General features: G+C 60.3%; 3 protein-coding genes and 1 pseudogene. 2 read left to right on the top strand and 2 right to left on the bottom strand.

From position 1 onward, the window contains the following. The coding region (locus tag AB4Y43_RS40215; protein WP_368730271.1) for an IS3 family transposase at window positions 1-91 on the top strand (91 nt) is incomplete at its 5' end. A gap of 160 nt (window positions 92-251) precedes the next feature. Here the strand turns inward: AB4Y43_RS40215 and AB4Y43_RS40210 are convergent. Next, window positions 252-1,025 carry an SDR family oxidoreductase gene (locus tag AB4Y43_RS40210; protein ID WP_368730269.1) on the bottom strand — a complete coding sequence of 258 codons (774 nt, stop codon included), beginning with the start codon at window positions 1,023-1,025 and terminating at the stop codon, window positions 252-254. A 93-nt stretch (window positions 1,026-1,118) separates the two neighbouring features. Between AB4Y43_RS40210 and AB4Y43_RS40205 the strand changes: the two are divergent. Continuing rightward, window positions 1,119-1,298: pseudogene (locus AB4Y43_RS40205) on the top strand (TetR/AcrR family transcriptional regulator); the annotation flags it as partial. Between the two features lie 320 nt (window positions 1,299-1,618). On the opposite strand, the gene AB4Y43_RS40200 reads toward AB4Y43_RS40205, so the two are convergent. Continuing rightward, window positions 1,619-2,764: an XdhC family protein gene (locus tag AB4Y43_RS40200; protein ID WP_368730270.1), complete on the bottom strand. Its 1,146-nt coding sequence runs from the start codon at window positions 2,762-2,764 to the stop codon at window positions 1,619-1,621. Between the last annotated feature and the right edge of the window lie 136 nt (window positions 2,765-2,900).

The raw sequence follows: 2,900 nt of genomic DNA, 5'->3' as shown, positions 1-2,900 counted from the left end.
CATTCGCTGGTACAACGAGAAACGGATCAAGATCTCGCTTGGCGCACTCAGTCCGATTGAATACCGGGAGAGCCTCGGGCTGACGACATAAACCCGTCCAAGAATTCCGCCGCACCCCCTTCTGGCTATTTGCAGATGTCGTGTTTTTGAGCGCTGGCAAGCTGGCAGACTGCCGCAACCGCTGCGGGGCCTGCCATGAAGCCGGACACGACGCTGGTCGCACACTGGTGCGGCCTTCATGTCAGAGGGACTTAGAGCCGGGCACCGCCCGTCGCATCGATCACCTGCCCCGTCGTCCAGCGTGCCTCATTCGATGCGAGGAACGTGACGACATCAGCGACATCAACAGGTTGACCCACTCGTGAGAACACCGACATGGCCTCCGCGCCGGCACGTGCCTCCGGCACCTTGATCCACGCCGCATTCATGTCGGTCTCCGTGACGCCCGGCATGACCGCATTCACCGTGATGCCACGAGGACCGAACTCAGGGGCAAGCGCCAGCGTCAGCGTTTCAATCGCACCTTTCGAAGCGGCGTAGGCGGGATGCGTTGGAGCCGCGACACGCGTAAAGCCCGTCGAAACATTGATAATTCGCCCATTGTCGCGGATGTGATCTGCAATAGCCTGGATCAGGAAGAACGGTGCCTTGAAGTTGATCGTCAGGACCTCGTCGAATGCGGACTCACTCGTCTCAGACAGGCGGATGGCCGGTGCCACGCCAGCATTGTTGACGAGAATGTCTAGCCTCGGCTCGCCCGTGGCGTCGATGGCAGCGGCCTTGAACTGTTCCCAGAGACTGTCCGTTGCTTCCTTTCCGCGACTTAGGTCCGCTTCGATCGCGACGGCTTTCGATCCGAGAGCTTCGATTTCACGGATGGTGGCGTTCGCCGCATCCCGATTGGCGCCGTAGTGCACGCCGATGAGCGCAGCCCCCTCTTTCGCAAATGCCAGGGCTACGGCATGGCCGATGCCACGCGAGCCTCCCGTAATCAGGGCCACCTTGTTTGAAAGCTTTGCAGACATCGACCACTCCTTCCTGACTGAATTAGTAGTGGTCACTATAATATTGACGTCGAAACACGCTTGTCAACGATTTTTATAGGACTCGATATAAAAATGAGCGAACCCGCCCGGAAACGCGGCAGGCCGAGGTTGCTGGACCGCGACGTGGGACTCGATGTCGCCGCTCGGCTGTTCTGGGAGCATGGATACGAGGGCACCTCGATCGCCGATCTGACCGAGGCCATGGGTATCCCGCCGCCGTCCCTCTACGCAACCTACGGCTCGAAGGAGGACCTTTACAGACAGGCGCTCGACCATGTCAGCGAGCGTGAAAACAAAGCCGTGCTGGAAGCGCTAAGCGGAAAGTTGCCGGCGCACGATGCGATAGCGTTCTATCTGCACGACGCTGCGGCACGCTTCACCGACCCGGGAAGGCCGCGCGGCTGCATGATTTCGACTGCTGTTCTCCAACACGCCGAAAAGAGCGAGTCGGTCGCCCAATTGGTCTCCGCGCGACGGGAGCTTGGGCTGCAGACCATCAAGGTACGCTTCGACCGTGCCGTCGCTGAGGGCGAACTTGCCCCGGATACCGACACCGAAGCGCTCGCACGCTTCTATGCCGCAGTGGTGCAAGGCATGTCCGCGCAAGCCTGTGATGGGGCATGCAGGGAAAGACTGAAGCGGCTGGCTGATATTGCGATGTCTGCATGGCCTTCGCCTCCAGTTCGCCGCCGGAAGCCGGTTTCATGAGAGAACCCGCTTTCACCAAACACGATCCACGCACTGATCGGTGTGCCATCATTCGTGACTGCCTTTGCCGTCTTCCCACGCTCGACCCTAAGGATTGCCGGCAGCGACACACGATTCTTCGCGGCCGTTACTTCTGCGAGAATCGATATCGCGATTTCGGGCGGCGTGCGGCTGCCGATATAGATCCCGGCCGGACCGCGCAACCGTGCAAGTTCTGCGTCGCTCAGATCGAACTCTTTAAGCCGCTCGCGCCGTGCAGCATTGTTGCGCCGCGAGCCAAGCGCACCGACATAAAACGCGGGTGTCTTCAGCGCTTCCATCAGCGCGAGATCATCGAGTTTAGGGTCATGCGTGAGTGTAATGATTGCACTGCGTTCGTCGGGTCTCATTTCCAGGACCGTATCGTCAGGCATCGTGCGCACGAGTTGCGTGCCGGGTACATTCCATGTCTGCACATACTCCTCGCGTGGATCGCACACCACCACCTGATACTCGAGTCCTGTCGCGACCTGGCATAAGTAGCGCGATAGCTGTCCCGCGCCAATAACGAGCATACGGTAGCGGGGCCCGTGAATCGTCGTCAGATGCATCCCGTTGAAGTGCACACCGTCAGTCGTCCCCGGTGGCCCAAGTGTGACGGCACCCGTTATCATGTCTAGCGTGCGCGCCACCAGTTCGCCACGACTGAGCGCTTCGTGCAGGGCCTGAATACGGCTTTGCCGCGTAATCGGCTCAAGCACGAGTCGCATCGTGCCACCGCAAGGCAACCCGAACCGATGCGCTTCCTCGGCACTAATGCCGTATTCGACCACCTCCGGCACCCCTTGCGCGACGCCGTACCGACGCACCTGGTCGATGAGATCATCTTCGATACAGCCGCCTGAAACGGAGCCCACCACACGACCGTCATCGCGCAGGACAAGCATCGCCCCCTCCGGGCGAGGCGACGAACCCCAAGTCTTCACGACCGTAACAAGCAGCATTCGGTGGCCCGCATCAAGCCAGTGCATCGTAGCTTCCAGAGGTGGCCGCGCAAAATCAGACAGCGGGATAAGTGGAACGGCCGGGGCCTGAGCCAGCGATAATGCAGGCAAAGGAACCGAGGAAATGACGAAACGAACCCGACGCACGCACTCAGCGGCGTTC

Source organism: Paraburkholderia sp. BR10872 (assembly GCF_040965835.1).
Taxonomy (GTDB): Bacteria; Pseudomonadota; Gammaproteobacteria; order Burkholderiales; family Burkholderiaceae; genus Paraburkholderia; species Paraburkholderia nodosa_A.
The sequence above is the reverse complement of the archived record's forward strand: the minus strand, read 5'-3'. Positions and strand labels throughout refer to the sequence as shown.

Coding starts and splice junctions, on each gene's coding strand:
- AB4Y43_RS40200 (WP_368730270.1), bottom strand. CDS start 2,764: ATGCACTGGCTTGATGCGGGCCACCGAATGCTGCTTGTTACGGTCGTG.
- AB4Y43_RS40210 (WP_368730269.1), bottom strand. CDS start 1,025: ATGTCTGCAAAGCTTTCAAACAAGGTGGCCCTGATTACGGGAGGCTCG.